Annotated in this window: 16 protein-coding genes and 1 pseudogene; 6 read left to right on the forward strand and 11 right to left on the reverse strand. The window is 34.3% G+C overall.

Annotated elements, in window-relative coordinates; genetic code table 11:
- The first annotated feature begins 128 nt into the window (after nt 1-128).
- Both sufC and sufD read left to right on the forward strand, forming a co-directional pair.
- Entirely contained in the window at nt 129-878 is a 750-nt protein-coding gene (gene sufC / locus AASI_RS01190; protein ID WP_012472442.1) for a Fe-S cluster assembly ATPase SufC, read from the forward strand.
- A 20-nt stretch (nt 879-898) separates the two neighbouring features.
- Nucleotides 899-2,218, forward strand: coding sequence for a Fe-S cluster assembly protein SufD (gene sufD / locus AASI_RS01195; RefSeq protein ID WP_012472443.1), 1,320 nt, complete (start codon nt 899-901; stop codon nt 2,216-2,218).
- A gap of 817 nt (nt 2,219-3,035) precedes the next feature.
- Here sufD and rbfA read toward each other — a convergent pair.
- From rbfA to porK, 11 genes are all read right to left on the reverse strand, one after another.
- Nucleotides 3,036-3,413, reverse strand: coding sequence for a 30S ribosome-binding factor RbfA (gene rbfA / locus AASI_RS01200; protein ID WP_012472444.1), 378 nt, complete (start codon nt 3,411-3,413; stop codon nt 3,036-3,038).
- A 23-nt stretch (nt 3,414-3,436) separates the two neighbouring features.
- Nucleotides 3,437-4,198: a triose-phosphate isomerase gene (gene tpiA, locus AASI_RS01205; RefSeq protein ID WP_044282719.1), complete on the reverse strand. Its 762-nt coding sequence runs from the start codon at nt 4,196-4,198 to the stop codon at nt 3,437-3,439.
- Between the two features lie 11 nt (nt 4,199-4,209).
- Nucleotides 4,210-5,499 carry a rod shape-determining protein RodA gene (gene rodA / locus AASI_RS01210; RefSeq protein ID WP_012472446.1) on the reverse strand — a complete coding sequence of 430 codons (1,290 nt, stop codon included), beginning with the start codon at nt 5,497-5,499 and terminating at the stop codon, nt 4,210-4,212.
- Between the two features lies 1 nt (nt 5,500).
- Entirely contained in the window at nt 5,501-7,291 is a 1,791-nt protein-coding gene (locus tag AASI_RS01215) for a peptidoglycan D,D-transpeptidase FtsI family protein (protein WP_012472447.1), read from the reverse strand.
- A 548-nt stretch (nt 7,292-7,839) separates the two neighbouring features.
- A complete protein-coding gene (gene mreC / locus AASI_RS01225) occupies nt 7,840-8,664 on the reverse strand; it encodes a rod shape-determining protein MreC (RefSeq protein ID WP_044282720.1) in 825 nt (274 codons plus the stop codon).
- Nucleotides 8,665-8,704: 40 nt separating this feature from the next.
- Nucleotides 8,705-9,736, reverse strand: a complete 1,032-nt coding sequence (locus tag AASI_RS01230; RefSeq protein ID WP_012472450.1) for a rod shape-determining protein — start codon at nt 9,734-9,736, stop codon at nt 8,705-8,707.
- Nucleotides 9,737-10,390: 654 nt separating this feature from the next.
- Nucleotides 10,391-11,183 (reverse strand): IS5-like element ISCaa8 family transposase gene (locus AASI_RS01235; protein WP_148204910.1). Its coding sequence is split into 2 segments (ribosomal slippage): nt 10,391-10,921 and nt 10,923-11,183, totalling 792 coding nucleotides; the frame shifts between segments, so codons are not numbered across the junction.
- Between the two features lie 527 nt (nt 11,184-11,710).
- Nucleotides 11,711-12,667, reverse strand: coding sequence for a type IX secretion system ring subunit PorN/GldN (gene porN, locus AASI_RS01245; RefSeq protein WP_238541596.1), 957 nt, complete (start codon nt 12,665-12,667; stop codon nt 11,711-11,713).
- Between the two features lie 4 nt (nt 12,668-12,671).
- Nucleotides 12,672-14,252 (reverse strand): type IX secretion system motor protein PorM/GldM, encoded by a 1,581-nt coding sequence (gene porM, locus AASI_RS01250; RefSeq protein WP_012472455.1) that lies wholly within the window; start codon nt 14,250-14,252, stop codon nt 12,672-12,674.
- A gap of 33 nt (nt 14,253-14,285) precedes the next feature.
- Nucleotides 14,286-15,095, reverse strand: coding sequence for a type IX secretion system motor protein PorL/GldL (gene porL / locus AASI_RS01255; protein WP_012472456.1), 810 nt, complete (start codon nt 15,093-15,095; stop codon nt 14,286-14,288).
- Between the two features lie 52 nt (nt 15,096-15,147).
- Nucleotides 15,148-16,257, reverse strand: coding sequence for a T9SS ring complex lipoprotein PorK/GldK (porK, locus tag AASI_RS01260; RefSeq protein ID WP_012472457.1), 1,110 nt, complete (start codon nt 16,255-16,257; stop codon nt 15,148-15,150).
- 312 nt (nt 16,258-16,569) lie between these two features.
- Between porK and mraY the strand changes: the two genes are divergently transcribed.
- The 4 genes and pseudogenes from mraY (at nt 16,570) to AASI_RS01280 (ending at nt 22,542) form a co-directional block, all read left to right on the forward strand.
- Entirely contained in the window at nt 16,570-17,784 is a 1,215-nt protein-coding gene (gene mraY / locus AASI_RS01265) for a phospho-N-acetylmuramoyl-pentapeptide-transferase (protein WP_012472458.1), read from the forward strand.
- A gap of 397 nt (nt 17,785-18,181) precedes the next feature.
- On the forward strand, nt 18,182-19,558 hold the full coding sequence (gene hisS / locus AASI_RS01270) for a histidine--tRNA ligase (protein ID WP_012472459.1): 1,377 nt from the start codon (nt 18,182-18,184) through the stop codon (nt 19,556-19,558).
- A 194-nt stretch (nt 19,559-19,752) separates the two neighbouring features.
- Nucleotides 19,753-20,955 (forward strand): hypothetical protein, encoded by a 1,203-nt coding sequence (locus AASI_RS01275; RefSeq protein ID WP_012472460.1) that lies wholly within the window; start codon nt 19,753-19,755, stop codon nt 20,953-20,955.
- 635 nt (nt 20,956-21,590) lie between these two features.
- Nucleotides 21,591-22,542 (forward strand): annotated as a pseudogene (locus tag AASI_RS01280) (IS481 family transposase).
- The last annotated feature ends 479 nt before the right edge of the window (nt 22,543-23,021 follow it).

Below are 23,021 nucleotides of genomic sequence, written 5' to 3' on the forward strand. Positions count from 1 at the left end.
AGTAATAATTAAGACTTATTCAGTAACATTTCTGTGCATGGATTTGGGAATTACTTTCTGTAATACACATGCTGTTATAGATTTTGGTCGTACTTTTGCAATTGTGTACCATGAAATAAACGTAAAAGATGTTAGTTATCAATAACCTTCATGCCAGTGTAGAAGGACAAGAAATATTAAGAGGAATTAATTTAACTGTACAAGCAGGAGAAGTCCATGCTATTATGGGCCCTAATGGGTCTGGAAAGAGTACTTTAGCCTCTATATTAGCAGGAAAACCAGGCTATACAGTTACAGCAGGAGATGTTAATTTTAACGGACAAGACTTGCTTTCTTTAGCACCTGAAGAACGTGCTGCAGCAGGTTTATTTTTAGCATTTCAGTACCCAGTAGAAATACCGGGTGTTAGCAATACCAACTTCCTAAAAACAGCTGTTAACCAGATCAGAAAGCACAGAGGGCAAGAACCATTGGATGCAGTAGAATTTCTAAAAATACTCAAGGAAAAAGCTAGGTTGGTTAATATCGATAAAGAGCTACTTCACAGGACACTCAATGAGGGCTTTTCAGGAGGAGAAAAGAAAAGAAATGAGATATTGCAGATGGCTATGTTATCGCCTTCCTTATCTATCTTAGATGAGACAGATTCAGGATTGGATATCGATGCACTTAAAACAGTAGCATTCGGTATTAATCAACTTAAAACGCCTGATAATGCCACCATTGTTATTACCCATTACCAGCGACTATTAGATTTTATTGTGCCTGATTTTGTACATGTACTGTATAAAGGTAAAATCGTGAAGTCAGGCTTTAAAGAACTAGCTAAAGAACTCGAAGCGAAAGGATATGATTGGCTCAAAGAAACCACTGTTTAGTAAACCATTTCCCAACCAGTATGCATACAACAACAGTCTTTACACAGCTGCAAGAAGCTTTTTCAAGACATATCAGTAGCTTATCAACAACCCACGATTGGCAAAAAGTACAGCAAGAGGCATATCGTACTTTTCAGAAATTGGGACTACCACATGCAAAAACAGAAGCCTATAAAAATACACCTATTACATCAGTCTTATCAGAGAAGTTTAATCTAAGTGATGTACCGATTGCTTTAGACGAGCCGTCTGAAGAAATTGAGGCACTATTACAACAGAGCTTTGATAGTTATCCTATTGTATTGGTTAATGGTATGATTAGTAAAAGATACACACCTATCAACTTGCTACATCCCTCCTTTCAGGTATATACCTTTGATGAAGCCTATACTCAACACCCAGACTTATTGATGAAACATTTTGACCAATGTGCATCTGATAAGCTAGACATTTTTACATTTATCAATACAGCACTCTTTAAAACGGGTATAATGATTTATATTCCTGATAATGTAGTGCTCGATAAAACGTTGCATATCTATAATATAACTGATGCCGCTACTCAGAAAGCCATTAGTTATCCAAGGCTCCTCATAGTTACTGGTAAGAATAGCCAGCTTAGTATAATTAATAGTTGGCATACACTAGGAGAGAATGAAGGATTCACCAATGCCGTTACTGATATCATAGTTGGTCCCTACACGCAACTAGACTGCTATACTTTACAAACACAATTAGGTAATGCATGCCAAATCAACAACATACACTATTACCAAGCTGAGCATAGTGTGGTTAATAATTATGCATTTAGCTGGGATGGGATGCTAATTAGAAATAACCTGCATATAGTTATCCAAGCATCGCATGCAGAAGCCAATATGTACGGTTTATATTGCCTTAACAACACCCAGCATATCGATAACCATACCCTAGTAGACCATCAACAACCGCATACCGCAAGCAATGAACTTTATAAGGGAATTATAGGGGGTAATGCTACAGGTGTATTTAATGGAAGAATTTACGTACAACCTGAAGCACAAAAAACCAATGCTTTTCAAGCGAATAATAACATACTACTTTCCGACCAGGCAACTATACATACCAAGCCTCAATTAGAGATTTGGGCCGATGATGTAAAATGTTCTCATGGAGCTACTATAGGACAACTAGATGAATCTCAATTATTTTACTTGCAATCGCGCGGTATTCCTGAAGGCTTAGCAAAGCATATGCTATTAGAGTCTTTTGCTGATGAGGTAATCAGCAAAATAAACCTATTACCATTGCAGAAATACTTAAGAAAGGATTTTAAAGACCAGATAAGCCGACTCGCTTAACAAGAAGAGTTTCACATTATCTTTTGCAGAAAGTTTAATAATTACGATAAAGAAACGCAAGGTAATTTTTTAGAGCATTTTTAGCAAGCTATTGTTTTGTGGTGCTATAATATGCATGCCTAGCATACTTTAATATCTTTCCTTATATATATGCTTGAGATTAGGCGCCTTTTGAAAACTAATTCTATCTATATTCCAAGAAGTTTTATGGCTAGATTTGTAGGACTAGAAGAAGTTTATTATTGTTAACAATGAAATCTTTCTAAATAAGTTATAGCTGCATGCTTATTCTTTTAAGAAATATGTCAAGATTATAGAAGAAGTTAACAACCACTTATGGTTATTAGTTTAAATGACAAAGCTATTTTTAATTCTTATTTTCTATCTCTATAGGCGCTCACATGTATATACCCATTATAAATACCAAAAAACTCATTTTACTTGACAACCAAACAGTAAGTCTATACTTTATAGTTAGTATATAGAGGCTTTTATGCTTATCAGTTAGCTGAAGCTAGATATATGAGTGCTATTTTTTTAGCTAAAAACATTAATTTTCTTTTGGCTAGACATATAAATGTATCTCTATCCATAGCTTAATTTGTTATGCTGCCATAATAGAGTTCACCCTCATAGACTTTAATGAAGCGATCGACTATCTTTTGGACTAACATATACAATTGCATAAACTTTTTATGAATAAGTGCTTAACTCTGTAAGGTTGCCTTTTATCAATCAACGAATTACCATACAACTAATCTCAAAAGAATACCCTCCTCTATATTATTGATTATGCTTATTTTATTATTCTTTGCAATTATACGCTTATGCTTGCTTTAGTAAGCGAAACTTCAAACCCATTCAATAACTTTTCAATATGGTAAGCACGTTCAATAGAATTGTCTAAATGAAATTTTAATTCAGGGATGCTACGTAGCTTATTAGCTAACCGTTTGCCTAGTAACCCTCTAATTTTACTTTTATGTTTTTCAAGTTCTTTGATCATTCTAGGACCATTCTGGCTTGGCATAAAGCTTACATAAACCTTTACTACCCTAGTCTTATCACAGATATACAAGCTTGTAACAGTAACCAAAATATTGCCAAATGAGTTAGCTAGTTCATGAAGAAATATTTCGCGTAAATTACGCAAAATTATGCTACTTTTTTGCATTTTTTTTACAGAATCGTTCATAATTAAACACTTTTAAATTCTCCTTATAGAGACCTTAATATATGTATAAATTCTTTAAAATGCAAGGATGCCCCCCCTATAAGCACACCATTTATTCCAGGCAAGCTAATAAGTTTTGTTATATTCGACGCATTACAGCTTCCTCCATATAAAATAGCCATATTATCTGCTAAGACAGTATTGTATTGTTTCTTTAAAATATTCCTGATTGTCTGCTGCATCTCTTCTATTTCCGCTAAGCTGGGGATCAATCCAGTTCCAATAGCCCAGATAGGCTCATAAGCAATAATTACTTGTTGTAACTCATCAGGCGTAAGATGAAATAGGCTTTCGGCAATCTGTTGCTCAATAAAAGCATAATGCTGGTTACTTTCCCTTACTGATAAAGGTTCACCACAACAGAAGACAGGCTGTAGCTTACAACTCAATATGGCATCAATTTTCTTAGCTATCAAATCATTATCCTCTGCAAAATTTTGCCTTCGCTCGCTATGCCCTACCAACACATATCGAACATCTATAGAAGCAAGCATAGCTGCGGATACTTCACCTGTAAAAGCCCCAGCAATCTGGTCATGACAATTTTGTGCTCCTAAATGCAATTTGACCTCTGGTGTCAATAGCTTACTGATCCCCTCTAAATGTATAAACGAAGGAAACAGTATAATCTGTGCACCAGCTAGGGGCTCAGCCTGTATAAATTGTGTTATTTCTTTAGCTAACTGTAATCCTTCCTGAAAATTTTTATTCATTTTCCAGTTAGCAGCAATTATAGTACGTTGCATATTCTTTGCTTTTATTCTAAATCTATTGCCACACTTCTCCAAGAAACATATTGGTTCCGTTCCGAATCAAACTTAATCAGGATAAATAACATCATTGAGAAAGCCCATAAGGAAGAGCCTCCATAACTGATGAAAGGCAAAGGTATGCCAATTACTGGTAATACCCCTATAGTCATACCCACATTGACAAAAAAGTGAAAGAAAAGTATAGAAGCTACTCCATAGCCATAAACTCTAGCAAATCGAATGCGTTGCCTTTCTGCTATATACAAGGTTCTTAATACCAATGCCATAAAGACAATAATAAATATAGAAGTGCCTAGCCAACCATACTCTTCTCCAATAGTACAAAAGATAAAGTCTTTACGTTGCTCAGGTACAAAACCATATTTGGTTTGTGTACCCTTTAAAAATCCCTTCCCCCAAAGTCCTCCAGAACCAATAGCTATTTTAGATTGTGTCACATTCCAACCAATACCTAAAGGATCGGCATTAGGATCAACAAGTACTTTTAATCTATGTTGATGATGTGGCTTTAATACCCGCTTTTCTACCCAATCAAAAACCTCTACTAAACCTATAATAGCCAGCGTTATAGATGATATTATAAAAATTCTTTTAGCATTCTTTTTCCCAATGCCTATCAACATAAGCCCTATTCCAAGTGCACTGATGACTAGATAAGTGCTAGGTAGCAATACGTTTAGAACAAAAATGGCAACTAAACCTATTCCTACTAACAATATAATAAGAGAGAATCCTTCTCTATAAAGTACAACTATAAAGACACTAAATACCAAAGCAGAGCCTACATCTCCTTGTAATAAAATAAAACTAATTGGAACACAGATTAGCAGCAATACACCTAACTGGGTTTTCAATTGATTAAGCTTAGCAGCAATATTATCAAGTCGCTTGGCTACTGCCAATGCACAAGTAAGTTTTACAAATTCAGTAGGCTGTAATTGTATACCACGCCACTGAAACCAGGAGCTGTGTCCACCTACTTTTACGCCCCAAACCAGAGTGGCTGCTAAGAGTACTATTGATAAGGCATAAAAAATATATGCTAACGAGCGATAGAATTGTGTATCAAAAAACAGGGAGAATACAAATAAAATGCTGGCACCAACTATCCATAAGAACTGTTTTCCTGTGCTTGTAGAAAAGTCAAACAAACTCGCAGTAGTTACTCCCTTCTCATAACCAACTGCATATAAATTAATCCAGCCAAATATTACTAATGCTATATAGATAAATAGCAGTAACCAATCATATTTAGCCCATATACTTTTTTCCATTTTAATGTGTAAAATCTCCTTTTAACACATAATCCTCTATAGACTTACGTGTTACTTGGCCCATAAGATACTTTTCTAACATCAAACCAGCAATAGCAGCTGCTGCTCTTGCACCCCAGCCTGCATTTTCAACATAGACTGCAATAGCTATTTTAGGAGTTTCTAAAGGAGCAAAGCCCATAAAAACAGCATGATCTTCTCCATGAGGATTTTCAACAGTACCTGTTTTTCCACAGACAACCACATTTTTTATTTTAGCTCTCCAAGCGGTACTAGAGTCAATCACATCACGCATGGCATTAACTGCAAAATCAAAATGCTTTTTCTCAATTTGTATTACATGCTTCTCAGCAGAAATAGTTTGCCCTTCAATTGTTTTTATAAGATGTGGGGTATAATAGTGTCCTCTATTGGCCATTATAGCTGCCAAGTTAGCCATTTGAAGTGGTGTTACTAACATTTCACCTTGTCCAATATCTAAAGAACGAATAGTAGAAGCTTTCCATCTTTTCGCTCCATAGCGTGCATCATAAAAGCTTACATCTGGTAAGTATCCACTCTTTTCATGTGGCAGATCTATACCTAGCTGTTTCCCTAATCCAAATTGACGAACATAGTTCAACCATTTATTGAGCCCTATCCGTGTATCCTCATAGGTATCTTTAACAATATGCTGATTAACAATACTTTTAAATACATGATAAAAATATGGATTACAGGAAAACTGTATAGCTTGGTGTAAATTGGTAGGTGAAGGGTGAGAATGGCAATTCACAATTTTTTTATTACATGAATATACCATACTAGGTTGTACTACCTCTTCTTGCAAAGCAATCAAAGCTTGAACCAGCTTAAAGATGGAACCAGGCGGATACATAGCCATAATAGGCCTGTGAAACAGTGGTGCGAAGCTATCTCTTTCTAAAGCAGCAAAATTATTACTTAAATTTTTTGAAGTTAATAAATTAGGGTCATAAGATGGACTAGATACTATAGCCAACACTTCTCCTGTAGTAGGTTCGATAGCTACTATACTACCAATCTTATTTTTCATTAGCGTCTCACCATATAGCTGTAACGAAACATCTATTGTACTAATAAGATCTTGCCCTGGAACAGATAAAATATCTAATGTTCCCTCTTTAAAAGCACCTTTTTCCTGCCCCCTAGCATCTGTGATCTTATATTTAACTCCCCTTTTACCCCTTAATAAAGTTTCATACTTTGCTTCTAGCCCGCTTATCCCTATCAAATCACCTTGTTTATAGTATTGTGAAGTATCAGCAAGCAGCTGAGCTATATTTATTTCTCCTACATATCCTAGTGTATTAGCAAGTATTGCCTGTGGGTACTTACGTACTGTACGGGCTCTAATATAAAACCCTAAGTAATCAGACAGTTTGGTATGTATGGCTGCAAAATCATTATGATCTATATTTTTAATAAATACCGATGGCCGTATATGTGAATAGCGCTTAGCTCTGTTTAATGCATTTGTAAATTCTGAAGTGGAAATATTAAAAGCTTGGCAGAAGGAAAGTATCTCTAAGTTTTTTACTGCCTTGGGAATCACCATTAAATCATAAACAGGATTATTGTACACTAAAAGCTGTTTATTTCTATCATAAATTATGCCTCTATAAGGACACTCTTCTATTCTTTGTACAATATTCTTTTCTGCTGCGATACTATACTCAGTATTGACAACTTGTATAAAGAAAAGCTTTATTATAAAAGTAAATCCAGCAAGTATAAAAATTATTTGAATAATATAATTTCTAGATAAATACATATACACATATTATACCTTAACGAATAGAAGTATTACTTACTAAGGCAGAAATAATTTGAAAAGTACAAATCACAAAATAGCTTGAAACAACATTTATAAATACTGGGGGCAATACGCTAAAGAAAGAAACAAAATTCCATGCATCCAAGCAAAATACTGTTATATGGTATATAACAGTAAGGAAAAGCACATATATAGAGAATTTCTTAAATCCCATACTATATAAAGATGGTTTGGTAGCATACTCATAATCATTTACAGCAATAGGAGGCAATAGGTGTAGTAACAAGTTTCTGCAATAAATTAATAATACAGCAGCGAACGCGTGTATACCCAAACTATCGTAAAAAGCATCTATAATAAGCCCTACAAAAAAGCCTAATAATAATTGAAATATCAGCGTGGTTTTATACCAGGGTAAGGACAAAAGAAATCCAATATAAACAAAGCAAGTTGATTTGTAAAAGTGCATACTAGCTTGTCCAATAAGAATCTGTAGACTGATGTATGCTATAAAATTAGCAAAATACCTCAACCATGTGCTTTTTTTAATCATAGTATGCTCTAGTAACATCTTCTAAAGATTCTTTTTCTACTCTTAAATTATTTTCAAGCACATACACATGTTGTAATGTACTAAAGTCAGTACTTATGTCTACCAAAATATCATAAAATAGTGATTCTTTATTTAGTTCTACCCGACTTACTGCTCCTATAGGTATATCTGTATGAAAAGTAGCATCATAACCTGAAGTAACCACTTTATCTCCTACTTCAACCTTTAAATGCCGGGGAATATATAACAGTTGTAATTGTAATGGATTGTAGCCACACCAATGTATTGTTCCTATTACATTGGAAGGTATAAGTTTGGCCGATACAAGTATATCTGTATGAAGCAAAGAAGCGACAGTGGCAAAATGTTCAGACACTGACTTGACACTACCTACTATTCCACTTTTTGCTATTACGCCCATACCAGGCATTATACCAGATGACGCACCTTTATTAAGCGTTAAATAGTTTTTAGTATGGGTAATAGAATTGTTAATTACTTGAGCTGGAATAAACTTAAATTGTTTCTCGCTAAACTTATCTGATATTTTATTAGCCTGTATGCTATTTTGCAGAATTTGCTCTTTCAAATAAGCATTTTCATTTAAAATTTTTGTATAATTCTCTTTTAGGTAAGGGTATTGCCTTAAGCTAGAAAAGAATTCATATACACTGCCTATCAATAAGTTAGAACTATTAACTTGTTTAAATTTTGTATGAAAATGTTGATTAAAAACCAGTGATAAGCCAAAGGATTCTAAAACCAAAAAAGTGAATAGATTTCTGTATTCATACAAAAAACGAAATAGTTTCTTCATATCATAAGCAATACCTCAAATATATCATCCCATATTAAGATTATGTTATCAGTACACTTTTATATGCATTTAAATTCTTTAATGCAACTCCTGTGCCACGAACTACAGCTTGTAACGGGTTTTCTGCTATGTGTACGGCAAGTTTAGTTTTCTTTGATAACCTTTTATCTAATCCACGCAATAGTGCCCCTCCACCTGTTAGATAAATTCCATTCTCATAAATATCTGCAGACAACTCAGGTGGCGATTCTTCTAATGCCTTTAAGATAGCTTCTTCTATTTTAGAAATAGATTTATCTATTGCAGGTATAATTTCTTCATAATTTACTTTTATAACTTTAGGTATACCTGACATCAAGTCTCTACCACGCACTTCAAAATCATCTGGTGGATTATCGATATCTTTTTGTGCGGCTCCTACTGCAATCTTTATTTTTTCTGAAGTCCTTTCTCCTATAAGCAGATTATGCTGTTTACGCATATACTCCAGAATATCTGTATTAAATACATCCCCTGCAACTCTAATAGATTGATTACCTATTATACCAGCAAGAGAGATAACAGCAATTTCCGTTGTTCCGCCTCCAATATCAACAATCATTGAGCCCATGGGCTCTTCTATATTAATGCCAATACCAATAGCTGCTGCTATGGGTTCATAAATCATATATACTTCCTTAGCACCTGTATGTTCGGCAGAATCTTTTACAGCTCTTTTTTCAACATCCGTAATTCCAGAAGGAATGCAAATTACCATTCTATGAAATAGTGGATTAAACAATTTCCATTTGTTATTGTTAACCATTTTTATCATACCCCGAATCATTAATTCGGCAGCTTGGTAATTAGCAATTACCCCATCCTTTAATGGTTTAATAGTTTTAATATTTTCATGAGTCTTTTCGTGCATCTGCATAGCTTCTCTACCAATAGCAACGACTTTATTGGTATTCTTATCTATAGCTATGATAGAAGGCTCATCTACAACAATTTTACCTTTACTAATAATAACAGTGTTAGCAGTTCCTAAATCAATTGCTAAATCACTATATAAAAAGTCTAATATCCCCATGGGTAATAATACTTAAAATGATTCTTTTATATTTTCATGTTAGATGACAACCATAAAATTAAATTATTTTACCCAGTATAGCTTACTTAAGTAAAATATTTCTTAGCATCTACCTAACAATCATTGTATTCTACTTCTTATTTGAATTTTTCTATCTTAAATTAAATATTACCAAATACGCCATAGGTAAAATATATGTCCTTTCCGCTTATAGGCTTACTATAAAAAATTATAAGTGTCCAAATACGTCCTATTCATAATAGACACATGGGACCGACACAGTTTTGGAGTATTCAAAAATACGGTTTTTTAGGCAGGGAATTATTTACTAATGTATATTTTCTAGAACTCTTTTATGAAATATACTTTGTCAAAATAAATCCAAAATTAAGGGCTATATTTCTAAAAATCCAGTTAGATAGAAAAGATTTATAAATATATTTTTAAGTAAAAGCTGTATGCACTTTCCGATTAACTGGTCTGCATACCCTACTAAAAGTTTTTTATCCTTGAATAACTAATACAGTACTATTGTGTAATACCTGGCTATTGGGCCCATCTAGAAAATAATCTGTTATCCAACAATTAAATAAATAAGATGAAAGATTACGGTGGGTAAAAGCAGCTAATTTACTTTAGAATCTTAGAGTCTGTTCATAATCTTTGTAGGCATATTCTTAGAAAAGCAAGCACCACCATTTGTAAGCTTGTAGTTAATCTTCTCTCACAGTTTTTCCATAGGCGTCGGCATTTTTCCAGCCAGCCAAAACTTCGCTCCACTATCCATCGCTTAGGTATTACCTTAAATCGATGCAATTCGCTCCTTTTAGCTACTTCTACTTCCGCTCCCTGAAGGACTTCTTTTACTTGGTTGGCAAACACTTCTCCACTATAGCCTCCATCTACGAGCACCTTCTTTACCTTAGCTAATTGCTCTTTGTGATCTTTAAGCATAGTTACTGCTCCATCTCTATCTGTTTCACTAGCCCGTGTAACATATATCCCATGCGGTAAGCCTTGGCTGTCTACGGCTATGTGGCGCTTGATCCCGTTTATCTTTTTAGCTCCATCATAGCCTTTCTCTTTGGCTGTATCTGTATTCTTTATGCTTTGCGCATCTACTATAATCAGGCTCGTTTGGGCTGCTTTACCTGCTTGCTTCCTCAGACGAGCAACCATATTTTTTTAATGCTTCTTCTAGAAAGCTTATGCCATTTTCTTGCTTTTCACTCCATATCTGAAAATAAGCATGTACCGTACGCCATTTAGGAAAATCTTTAGGCAACATTCTCCATTGGCAGCCTGTCTTGAGCAGATACAGTAATCCAGAGAATACCTCATATAAATCTACCTGGCGAGGTTTAGTCTTTTTTCGGGCTGCTTCCAAAATAGGGCGTATAACTTCAAATTGTTCTCTATTAATATTAGTAGAATACTCTTGAGTCATAGATAAGTCCCTTTTTTATCAAGTTATTGACTAGTTTCCTCTCTAATCTAATAAATATTAACTTAATGAACAAAGATCTTGAACAGGCTCTAACAAACCGTCTGGAATTATATATTTGTACTCAAAACAAGGGTTAAAGCATCTTTTAGTAAAACAGAACATGTATTGTTAACTCCATTATATCTAGAGCTACTTAGTCAGTCTTTTTGTGAACTTGAGGGGGGGATATGCTGCTTAAAATACCTAAATAAAAATCTGCAGCAAAATTTTTTTTATGTTTGGTGTTGGAGTATATCTATACTATTAAATCTATAGTGAGACTTGCTAAACATCATTTATAAAAAGTATTATAAATTTAAGAAGTCAACATATTTTTCATATAATAGCACCCCATAACTTTTATAAAAATGTTACTACTAACCTCACCTAATAATCAATATGAATAACTTTGTAAGTTATTCATATTGATTGATTCTCAACCCTCAAGTAATTAAGCTACTAAAAAAACACCTAACAGAACTAGAATATTAATATTCCCATATAAACTGTTCTAGTTCAATAAGATCTTCTTCCAGCTTTTGAGAGGCATATAAGTGATCCTTTGGTGTTTTACTGTAAATATCTTCAACTGTACGGTCATCCGGATCTTCTACCTTAACAATTCTAGAATCGAATAACCTTAACTGTATAGCATCAGTTAGTTTCTTATTGCCAGCATTGTTTTTTACATTAACCCATAGGGCCTCTTTGGGCTTACTATCAAAGTAAGCAGCTAAATCCTTATACTTAAATGTACCTACAGTTTTTCGAAGACCTGTAGGAAATTTTTCTGCAGGGATAATAAGCTTGATAGTTTGTATATCATATATAAAAGTAGATTCTCTTTTATGGAATATAATATCTTCCATAAGCTCAAGAGTAGTTATTTCATTGGGCAAAAATTCATCTACATGTTTATCCTTGACAGCTTTTTTATCAGCTGGTGCTTTCTTATCTCCCCAACCATTATCTTCTGTAAAGCCCAAGGCTTTTTCTTGTGCAGATAAATCTTCTTCTTTAGGAAGGCTTAAGTTTTCTAAGAATTGTTCCTTGGTCATCTTCTCATTTAATGATTCATCCTTATAAGGAATAAGGATACCTTCTTTTACACCTTGTATAATAAACTTAGTAATTTCTCTATTACGTGCAAAAAAAGGCTTATTCTTACGCTCTTTCAGGTAAATCTCTCTCCAAATTCGCCTCCTAAATAGGATATCAGCTTCTGAAATAGGGATAACAGAGTTCTCATTATATTGAAGATAGGGATTATCTTCCTGTGTCTGAACTTCATCTACCTTAGTTTGTAGAGTTGGATTATCAGAAAGTGTACTTCTTTCTTCACTATTGTTTGTTTGAGCAAATACCACTGAAAGGCTAGTATGCAAGCAAATGACACCTATTAGTGTTATTGGCAATCTAGAAAACAACTTCTTCATAATTGACATTAATTTAGTTAATTGGGATATTATGAACAACAGTACCTACATTCACTGTTTCAATTTCATCTTTATAATTCAATCTTTCTACTTTTTTCACTTCTATAACTATTCTATCACCTGGTTGTGCTAAGGAAGCAAAATCACTTAAGCTCACTTCCTGGGTAGTGACCTTTTTAGTTTGAATAGGACGACTACCTCGTGCTAATGTAACCTCCCATTCTGCTACCCTATAACGAGCATCTTTAGGTAGGAAAACTTTAAAGCTTTCGTCAGCAAGTGCTCTTATTTCTAGCCTCCTAGGCCCTGGCGCTGGTACACCTTGCCGCTCATTAATAACTTTACCTCCTGCTGTAATTTGTATGTCTGGCTTAGGTATTGTCCTAACCTTAAATGTTATGGTATCTAAAAGACTACCATTGTTATAAACATTTAATTTTACCTCTGGTGCATTTGGAATAAGGGTAACCAATCCTTTTCCTTGTCCCTGTATAACAGCAGCTCCTTCTGCTGTAAATTTAGGCTGGTAGGCAATACCTAATGCTGGCACTTGTATGTTAAGTTCATTTCCAGCATTAAGATAAAGTGCAGATACTGCTGCAGATTGTACCTGGATAACTGGCTTGGCCACAAAATACTCTACTTCTTTAACAAAAGTGGAATCCCCTCCTGGTACTTTTAATTTAATAGCAGCTTTAAAAGTTTTTCTGGCTAACCCATTTTGATCATACTTGCCCGGCGTTGTCACAAAACTTATTTTGCCTATTCCTGAATCAACCGGTATGCTTTTGTTATCAATAGACATTTCTGGCTCAAATACCGATGAAGAGGCTGCTAGGAGTAGTTCAGCATCATATTTAGAGCCTGCAGCCACAATATTAGACTGTGGTTTTATAAGTGGAAATATTTTATCAAATTTAACATCATCCGCGCCTAATTTACCTGCTAGTATTTCAAGTGCATCAGATTCTGCATAGATAACATCAGTGCCAAATTGACTTAATGTTGCTAGAACAGCTCCTAAAGGAGTTTTTTCAAAATTGAGTGTTGCAAAACATTTGTTGTGCTGGTTAGGATCATTTTTAAATAAATCACTATCCTTAGCATCCAATGCTATCTCTTTATACTCTTTACCCATGGTTTTAGTTAAATATCGCATATAACCATTGAGCAAATTTTTCAGTTCTTCGGCTTTGTTTGCGTTGCACATCAGTTGTGCCACACCAGAATCATCTTTAACACCCTTAGGGCGGCCTGTTTGTGGATCTTTACCTCCTGTTAAGTCTATTAGATCATCTTTTAGTTTATTTATATAAGTAATAACCTTATCAGTTTCCTTTCTTATAGCTAATGCTTTATCCAATACTTCTACATCCTTAGGTCTATTACCAGTTTCTTCTACAGCAGTTTTAATATGCCTAATACGGGTGGTATTTTCAGATTCTTGCTTATGAATGCTTTTTTCTAAGCTTCTATTAATCAAAACAAACTTATCCAACACACTACTACTTACCTGTAGGGCTAACAAGGCAGTCAGTACTAGGTACATCATACCTATCATCTTTTGCCTTGCACTCAGTTTTTCTCCTGACATAAATTTAGGTTTCTTTTTTGAGACAAATATCTTTTAGCTTTTGAGTGCCATCAACATATTACCATATACATTATTAAGAGATGCTAGCTTATCATTTAACTTTGAAAGTTCTAATCTAAAGTTTTCTGTCTCGCTACTTGCCTCTTGTAACTGATTCATAGAATTAGCCACATTAACATATATGGCTTTTGTGCCTTCAAGCCTTTGATGAATTTCTTGAAGCTCTGTATTATAAGCCACATTTGCTTTATTTAATATTTCTGTAAGCCCTTGCAGACCTTGATGGAAATTATGTGCATTTTCTGCTAGTCCATCTAGTTTTTGCATAGCATTAAGCACATTAGATTGTGATATATACATGCTTTCTAGCGCATTGGATGCTTTTTCTAAATTCACAGTATACTTTTCTGTAGCTTGTGCAGCATGCGTTAGGTCTGCTATATGTGTAGCTGATGCTACTAAATGCTGCATACCCTGTCCTAATCTTTCCAATAAAGCACCATCTATTTTAGCTTTAGCAAACATATCTTCTAACTTATCGCTAATTGAATCAATGGGTTGATGCTGACCTCTATTAGACACACTAGGAGAACCCACATAATTCTCGTCGAGCTCTGGGTAAACTTTAGTCCAATCAACTTCTTTTGGTGTAGGCTCAAAAGAGCTTAAAAAGAAGATGATTGCCTCTGTGGTAAGTCCTACACCTAGCATCAATGCACCCCCTGGCCAGTTAAGTAGCTTAAACATAGCCCCAGCTATAACTACTGCTGCGCCTATACCATATATTTTGGGCATTATTACTGTATAAAATTTATGTACCCAACCATTGTTTCCACTAGCCATATTTTCCAATTATTTATATTTTGAATTTTAAACCATTAAGTTATTAAGCTATCTACTGTGCACCTCCTATATAAGGGATTACACATCTAAACCCTATATAAGATCTAGCAGTATCTTTATGTTCATAATCATAAGCTCCTGTTTGTAGAAAACGTGATATATCTTTCCAAGAGCCTCCTTTTATAATTTTCATAGGTTGTTCATCATCTAGATAAAGTGGATCTGAGTCCCAAGTTAGCGCAACAGCAGCAGGGTTATATGCATCCAATGTCCATTCTGCTACGTTGCCTGCCATGTCATATAGACCATAGTCATTAGGAGAGAAAGCAGTAACAGGAGACGTATAGGTATAGCCACACTCACTGTAATTACCTTGACCTGATTTAAAGTTAGCTCTTAAATTTCCTTCAGCATCACGAATATAAGGACCACCCCAAGGATACTTGGCTAATTCTTTGCCACCACGAGCTGCATATTCCCATTGGGCAGCACTTGGTAGGCTGAAGCTAGGATATTTTTCTAATCCTTTCTTCTCTTTATTTTCATTAAAATATTTTGTACGCCAAGCAGCAAAGTAGCTAGCAGCTTCCCAAGACACTCCTACTACTGGATAATTATCATAGCCACGTAACTCAAAATATCCCTCCAATATTCTATCTGCCATATGATTAGTAAAATCAGTACGCCAGACATCCATATTTGGAGTTAATACATCCTTAATAAATTCATCGGTAAGCTTCTGATCTAATGGGTCGGTTGTTTGACCATCATCAATCGTAGTTCCTGTATTTTCGCCTATACTAGGGTTATTTTTAAAATAATCAAACCTTTCTTTTACCTTGGTCAAAAAATAGCGATACTCATTATTGGTAACTTCTGTTTCATCCATAAAGAATGAACTAACTGACACTCTTCTATTAGGATTTGCTCGCTTAAAAATATCTTCCTCCACTCCTCCCATCATAAATGCACCTGTTGGAATAAGCACCATACCAGTTGGAGCCTGCATTACCCATGAGCCTCTAGTAGCAGATTTAAATTCACCATTATCATCCCGGCCTGCTCCAAACAGAGAGCAGCCTTGCACTAAAGGCATTATAAGCAGGAATAATATAAAAAAATAATAACAAGGTAGGTCTAAAATTTTTTTGGATGATTTCATGTTTTGATAAAGCTTCAATTATTTTAATGATTCTACAGCACCCACTTTTTAATAAGCAACTGTAATTTTATGTAGATTGCAAAACACCCTTTTTAACTTAAATCATGTATTTACTTATTCTTAATAATAATATATCTAAATAATAATATATCTAATTTATGACAACCCTCCAAGTTACAAAGCTCTAATTTTTACAAGTAACCAAATATCATTTAAGTTTTTATAAGTTTTCGAGTTAAAATCTTACCTTCGCAAAATAAAGAAATTATTTTTAAAACCATGCCTAATATCAACAACTAAGTTCTTACATCAATGCTCTACTATTTCTTTAAATATATAGATAGATTTTCTCACATACCTGGTATAGGTGTGTTTAAATATATTTCCTTTCGAGCGGCCAGTGCAGCTATACTTTCTTTGTGTATTAGCATTTTTTTAGGAAAACGCCTCATTATTTTTTTTAAAACAGCACAGATTAAAGAAGGAATACGTGAGCTTGATTTAGCCGGACAATCGGAAAAAGCACATATCCCTACCATGGGGGGGATTATTATTATAGCAGCTACTGTAGTGCCTACCTTACTCTTTGCTAAACTAAAAAATGTTTATATCATGTTGCTACTAATATCCATTATATGGATGGGGCTAATAGGGTTCATAGACGATTATATAAAGGTTTTTAAACGTGATAAAAAAGGACTAGCAGGAAAATTTAAAATTGTTGGCCAAGTGGCTTTAGGCGTAATTGTAGGTATTACTCTTATTTTTAGAGATGATGTGGTAATTAGAGAATTTGGTTCCAATATTACTGTAATAGAAAATGGACAAGTAACTATTAATGACTATAAGGATGTGAAAACTGTTAAGACAACCATACCTTTCTTGAAAAATAATGAGTTAGATTATAGCAAGCTTATTCCTTGGCTAGATAGCAAGTACATGTGGATTGTTTATGTACTATTTATGATATTTATTATAGCTGCTGTTTCTAATGGGGCTAATCTAACTGATGGGTTAGATGGCTTAACAGCAGGTACTTCTGCTATTATAGGCACTACCTTGGCTATTTTAGCATATGTTTCAGGAAATGTTATTTTTTCTAGGTATTTAAACATCATGTATATTCCTAATTTAGCCGAGCTAGCTATTTTCTGTACAGCGTTTGTGGGCGCTTGTGTGGGCTTTTTATGGTATAATACATACCCTGCTCAAATCTTTATGGGAGATACAGGTAGCTTAGCCATAGGAAGTGTTATTGCTGTACTGGCTATTGTTATTCGAAAAGAGTTGATGATTCCATTGCTTTGTGGTATATTCTTTATAGAAACTTTATCTGTTATTATACAAGTTGGCTATTTCAAATACACTAAATATAGATATGGAATAGGTAAAAGAATGTTTAAGATGGCTCCCTTGCATCATCATTTCCAAAAGTTAGGTTTTCACGAATCTAAAATTGTCACACGCTTTTGGATCGTTGGTATAGTACTTGCTATTCTTTCTTTAGTAACCTTAAAATTAAGATAATTTAGCTAGCGAAATTTTTATTCTCCGCCCTAGGCAATTGGTAGGTTTACGTTCTTAAATAGAATTTATCTCAAAGTTCATAGGCTCGTAGCCTACCAAAAATATGCTTACATGTTTGGTCTTTATTGACCTATTTCTAAATAACAGCTCAGCACACTATACATATACAATTATTTAAGCTATGTATAATGGTATATGCTATTGTTTAATATAGACAATACAACTGTCCTCGTGCCCGGTTTCAAACAAAGCAACACATCTCATAATTATTTCTAACTTAGGCTTTTCTAAACTAATACACTGGGCCAAGCAGCATTATGCAAGCTTCAATATATATTTGCTATAAAATAGATTATTTACAATTTAATTCTAACCTTTTTATCAGTTGAGTTACTCCATGCAGGAAAGACAAACACCTCAATTAGTTAAAGGCACACGTGATTTCAATGCCTTACAAGTTGCACAACGAAGCTATATATTTGATACAATTAGGCAGGTTTACCAAAAATATGGATTTTCACCTTTAGAAACTCCTGCCTTAGAATATGTATCTACGTTATTTGGACAGTATGGACAAGAGGGAGAACAGTTAGTATTTAGAGTACTGAATTCAGGGAATTTTTTAGGAGATACCCCCCAAGCTTTATTAATAGACCAAAACTACAAAGAGGTACTTCCTAAGATTTCAGAAAAGGGACTTCGTTATGATTTAACCGTTCCTTTAATGCGCTATGTGGCTACCCATTATCACGAGCTTACTTTGCCTTTTAGGCGTTATCAGATACAGCCAGTATGGCGAGCGGATCGCCCGCAAAAGGGAAGATATAGGGAATTTTACCAATGTGATGCAGACGTAGTGGGTACCCCATCACTAATAGTTGAGGCAGAAATTCTGGCTATGGCTTATGAGGTTTTGCAAAGATTGGGTATCAATGATTTTATTATACATTTAAACCACAGATCTATTCTTAATGGAATTGCTTCACAAATTGGAGAGCTGGAGCGTGTAAATGAATTTTGTACTATTGTAGACAAATTAGATAAGGTTGGAAAGGATAAAGTAATTACAGAACTATTATCAAAAGGATTTTCTGAAGCTGGGTTAGAAAAATTTGATTTTATTTTTGATCTTCAAGGTGACAATAATGCAAAATTAGATATTCTTAGCAACCACTTAGCACATGATAAAGTTGGTAGCAAGGGTTTACAAGAACTTAAAGAAATACTTCAGTATTTAGAGGCGCTAGGCATGACTCAAGTACCTATTAGTTTTGAGCCTAGTCTTGCTAGAGGACTTGCTTATTATACAGGTGCTGTTTTTGAAGTAAAATTACCAACTATCAATATAGGTAGTATAGCAGGAGGAGGGAGATATGATAACCTTGCTGAACACTTTGGCGTATCTAGCCTAACAGGTGTAGGCTTTTCTTTTGGAGTAGATAGGCTATACGTAGCAATGGAACAGTTAAATTTATTTCCTCAACAAGCTTACTTTAATACAAAAGTTATGGTAACTAACTTGGATGAAGAATCTGTTAAGGTAGCATTAGATATTATAACACGGCTAAGAAATCATGATATACCAGCTGAGCTATATCCAGAAAAGGTAAAACTAAAAAAGCAACTTATGTATGCTAATAAAAAGGATATACCTTTTGTGTTAATTATTGGCGAGGAAGAGAGACAAGCTTCTAAGTTTACACTAAAAGATATGAGTACAGGTGATCAAGCATTCTATACGTTTGATCAGCTTATAAATATTTTATCTAACTAGAATAAAGCCTTGTGGAAATAAAATTTATTAGGCTTTGGCTTACATTTTTTGAAATTTAGTTTGTTTTTAGGCAGAAATATACTTAATTGGTGTGTCCTTGTTAACAACAAGGTAAATTGGTGTAAGGTTAAACGTTTTTATATCACAATTAGAGAGATTTAACTATTTATTCTTTTAATAAAAAAAATACATTTATGGAAAATAGAAATAAATATTTATGGATTCTGGCCCTAGTTAGTTTAACATTTGGGTCAGCTACATTCAACAGCTATGCACAAGTCAATGCTGAAAAGGTAAAAAAAGAAGAGCCAATTAGAATTTATGGGCATGCAAACATTGAAGCATCCCACAACATTCAACAAAAGTACTCAGAGGAATATAGTAGTTTTACACCCTCTTTAATTCCTATGACGAGCAACCAGAAAAAATTATCTAATGCTCTTATGTATGATGCGTCTTTAAAAATAGGATTTGAGACAAAATTTTATATTGAAGAAAGGTTCTCAAAAGGTATTGCAGAATTTGTAGCAAGTAAAAACGATAGTCTATCCATTCATAGACTATATTTTGAAACTGAAAACTTTTCTCTTGGGTTAAAAGAAAATAACTTTTGTAACATAGCAACATTTGGTCCTGTTAAAGTTATTCAAGCTTCTTGGAAAAATAAATATAAGAATAACTTTACATTTGCTATTGGTATTGAGGAAAACAAAACAGTTACATTATATCCTGAAAAAGCGAATAAATACAAGGGTATGACTAAAGACCAGCTTGAAGCTAAACCCTTTCAATCTAGAAGGAATTTCCCAGCAGCTAGTACTAATTTGCAATATGATTTTTCAGACAACTTTGGTTCTATAGCACTTAGTGGTATTGTAAGACCTATGAGCTTTTACGATAGTGGTAGCAAGGATCATAAGACTCCATTGCTACTTGGCTGGGGCGCTAATCTTGGTACCAAGCTAAAGTTAAGGCCTAAGGTTAATATATTAACTGCTAATATTCTATTTGGACAAGGGATAGGAAGCTACGTACATGATTTAAAAGAAATGGGAAAAGTAGAGGAAGCTGATGCATATATAAAAAAAGGTACTGATAACGAAGTAAAAACTATTATGGTTGGTGGTGCACACGCATCTTTTGAACATCGTTGGTCCCCTGCTTTACACTTTAATATATGCGCTGGGGCAAACTATACTTTCAATCAAGATAAAAATGACAGGGAAGATGGGAAAGATGCGTACAAATTGGGCGTGTATGCTGGTGCTCATGCAAAGTATTGGATAACCAAACGAGCTGCTGTCGGTGCTGAATATACATGGGGCGGAAGAAAAAATCTTGATGATAATTTTAAAAATGCTCATCATATAAAAGCTGTAGCTACATTTAAATTCTAGTAACAATTTATATATTATAATTTTTTACAGAAATACCCAGGCTAAACAGTCTGGGTATTTTACTTTATAGCTTTTGTACTTGAATGCAAATTTGAGGGGATATTATTAGAAACCTTTTATCTCTTTCTTACTTATATAAGGCGAATTCTACTATATAGTGTTAATGTAGCTTCAATTTAAACACTTATAGCTATATCAACTTAAATTGCATCTCTTCATTATTAACAGAAAGCACTCTATACGTTAAAGCTAGCTAAAAGAGTTTTAAGCCTAGTGGGCACTTTTAACCTATTGTTTACAGATGGTTTTACGAATGCGTATATATTGTATATGATAAGCTTATGATTTTTGTTATTGTTAAATCAGCATAGATAATCGATTGTTTGTTTTGCCATCAGTAAGCTAGGCTACTATTCAGTTGTAGAAACTTGAGACTACTTGCTATACATTTTCCTTATTACTAGAACACTGCCTTATTAAAATAGGCTTCTTGCATAACCTCAAGAATCTTTGCATAAAAACCCATTCTATATAACTGTAAATAGAGTTATGCAAGAGGTCTAATTGTTTGGTCCCTAACAATTATGGTTATATTAGCAAGGATATTATTAGTGATAAAAACCAAACACAAAACTATGGGACAATTACTACATAAATGCGCCCGACAACAGAGAAAACTCGTAGAGAAATACAGTTATCAAAACAGAGTATAGCTTCCCTTGCTAGGCGTTTTGGAGTTAATCGTAAGACAATAGCTAAATGGAAAAATAGGACTTCTTGCCAAGATGTGCCTATGGGGCCTAAAGTAAAGCGTTCTAAGGTGTTAACTGAGCAAGAAGAGAAGGTTGTTATTGCTTTTAGAAAGCTTACAGGGTTACCCTTGGAGACTCGCTATACACTCTACAAGAAACCATACCTCACTTATCGCGTTCTACTTTGCATCGCTGCTTTCAGCGACACGGCTGCCCTAAGCTAGAGAAAGTGAAGCTTAACAACAAAGCAGCTAAGAAGCAGTTTAAAGCTTATCCTATCGGCTACTTCCATATAGATATAGCACAAGTGCAGACCGCCCAGGGTAAACTGTATTTGTTTGTGGCAATAGATAGGACTAGTAAGTCTTGTTATGCCCGCTTATATGCATTTGCTTCCATGTCAGCAGCCGTAGGCTTTCTTGAAGACCTGATAGCTTTTGTTCCTTATAAGATACATAAAATACTTACTGATAATGGTGTACAATTTACAAACAGGAAAGAAGGAGAATTAGCGCTCGAGCATATGTTTGACCGCATTTGTGAGCAAGAAGGCATCGTTCACAGAAGAACGCAGCTGGCACATCCATGGACCAATGGCCAGGTAGAGCGCATGAACAGAACAATCAAAGAGGCTACTGTGCAAAGCTATTATTATAGTAGCCATCAGCAGTTAGAGCGGCACTTAAATGACTTCTTGTTAGCTTATAATTTTGCTCGTAGACTTAAGGCACTCAAGGGCAAAACTCCTTGGCAATTGATAGAAGAACAATGGCAAAAAAATCCTCACTTTTTTCACCAAAATATTATTACCTTCACTAAGGGACTGAACATCTAATATTATAACGTCCACAGTACTACAGTTATCTGATTCACTCCATATGTATATGTGCTTATCTTAAAAAGTAATCTGAGAACAATTATCCATAATAACCATTACAGTAAGCCATACTTATACATGTTATATATATGATGTTCCCATAACCTTAAATATATTAAACGGGTCAATGTTCACTTATATATAACTTAACAAAGGACCTATTTATTAAGCCTACCAACAATAATTAACGTGTATCCAATAATAGATTTAAGCATACACACATATAATTCTATTACAGTCCTACTGCCCACAATAACATATATAAACTACTTGATTACTCCACTATGGCTTACATATTAAACTTCTTTTGAAGCTAACTCTAAAGTAGTTTTAGCAGCTTATCTAAACACAAGCAATACTATAAATTCTATTAGGGTGTGTTATCAATTGAGTCTATTCTATAAAGAAAAAAGTCCATAAATAATATAACTTGTCTT

Source organism: Candidatus Amoebophilus asiaticus 5a2 (assembly GCF_000020565.1).
Lineage (GTDB): Bacteria > Bacteroidota > Bacteroidia > Cytophagales > Amoebophilaceae > Amoebophilus > Amoebophilus asiaticus.

Bases quoted from the DNA above. Each gene is read 5' to 3' on its own strand.
- sufC (WP_012472442.1), top strand. From the start codon at position 129: ATGTTAGTTATCAATAACCTTCATGCCAGTGTAGAAGGACAAGAAATA.
- sufD (WP_012472443.1), top strand. From the start codon at position 899: ATGCATACAACAACAGTCTTTACACAGCTGCAAGAAGCTTTTTCAAGA.
- rbfA (WP_012472444.1), bottom strand. From the start codon at position 3,413: ATGAACGATTCTGTAAAAAAAATGCAAAAAAGTAGCATAATTTTGCGT.
- tpiA (WP_044282719.1), bottom strand. From the start codon at position 4,198: ATGCAACGTACTATAATTGCTGCTAACTGGAAAATGAATAAAAATTTT.
- rodA (WP_012472446.1), bottom strand. From the start codon at position 5,499: ATGGAAAAAAGTATATGGGCTAAATATGATTGGTTACTGCTATTTATC.
- AASI_RS01215 (WP_012472447.1), bottom strand. From the start codon at position 7,291: ATGTATTTATCTAGAAATTATATTATTCAAATAATTTTTATACTTGCT.
- mreC (WP_044282720.1), bottom strand. From the start codon at position 8,664: ATGAAGAAACTATTTCGTTTTTTGTATGAATACAGAAATCTATTCACT.
- AASI_RS01230 (WP_012472450.1), bottom strand. From the start codon at position 9,736: ATGGGGATATTAGACTTTTTATATAGTGATTTAGCAATTGATTTAGGA.
- porN (WP_238541596.1), bottom strand. From the start codon at position 12,667: ATGTCAATTATGAAGAAGTTGTTTTCTAGATTGCCAATAACACTAATA.
- porM (WP_012472455.1), bottom strand. From the start codon at position 14,252: ATGTCAGGAGAAAAACTGAGTGCAAGGCAAAAGATGATAGGTATGATG.
- porL (WP_012472456.1), bottom strand. From the start codon at position 15,095: ATGGCTAGTGGAAACAATGGTTGGGTACATAAATTTTATACAGTAATA.
- porK (WP_012472457.1), bottom strand. From the start codon at position 16,257: ATGAAATCATCCAAAAAAATTTTAGACCTACCTTGTTATTATTTTTTT.
- mraY (WP_012472458.1), top strand. From the start codon at position 16,570: ATGCTCTACTATTTCTTTAAATATATAGATAGATTTTCTCACATACCT.
- hisS (WP_012472459.1), top strand. From the start codon at position 18,182: ATGCAGGAAAGACAAACACCTCAATTAGTTAAAGGCACACGTGATTTC.
- AASI_RS01275 (WP_012472460.1), top strand. From the start codon at position 19,753: ATGGAAAATAGAAATAAATATTTATGGATTCTGGCCCTAGTTAGTTTA.